This is a genomic window from Vibrio sp. 704 (assembly GCF_033339295.1).
Map to the genome: position 1 here is coordinate 1 of NZ_JAWOUH010000978.1, position 526 is coordinate 526.

Consider the following 526-nt stretch of genomic DNA (forward strand, 5'->3'; position numbering starts at 1 on the left):
TACCAATGGCGTATTGAGCTTATCCACCGCAATTGATGCGCCAGAGCTGCAAGCCCAAGCCAAGCAGATGTTCACGGCCGTCGCAGATAGCCTGGATTACGTTGGCGTATTGGCACTCGAGTTCTTTGATGTCGATGGCACACTGTTAGTCAATGAGATTGCCCCACGCGTGCACAACTCCGGTCACTGGACACAGCAAGGTGCGGAAACTTGTCAGTTTGAAAACCATCTGCGCGCCGTGTGCGGCTTGCCGTTAGGCAGCACCAAACTGATTCGCGAAACCTCAATGGTGAATATTCTTGGTGAAGATACGTTGCCAGAAGCGCTGCTCGCCATGGATGGTTGTCACATCCATTGGTACGGCAAAGAGAAGCGCGAAGGGCGCAAAATGGGTCACATCAACGTATGCGGTGACTACCCAGGAGAATTGCACCGTAGGTTGTGCGCTCTCGCGAAGGTCTTAGATCCAATGACATTCCCAGCCGTGCACGAGTTTGCGAAACAAGCACAACGCTAAAATCTAGCC

Annotated in this window: 1 protein-coding gene; it reads left to right on the top strand. The window is 52.7% G+C overall.

Features of this window, described 5'->3' with window-relative positions; all coding sequences use genetic code 11:
- The coding region (locus tag R7R24_RS30205; RefSeq protein WP_318120652.1) for an ATP-grasp domain-containing protein at nucleotides 1–517 on the top strand (517 nt) is incomplete at its 5' end.
- Between the last annotated feature and the right edge of the window lie 9 nt (nucleotides 518–526).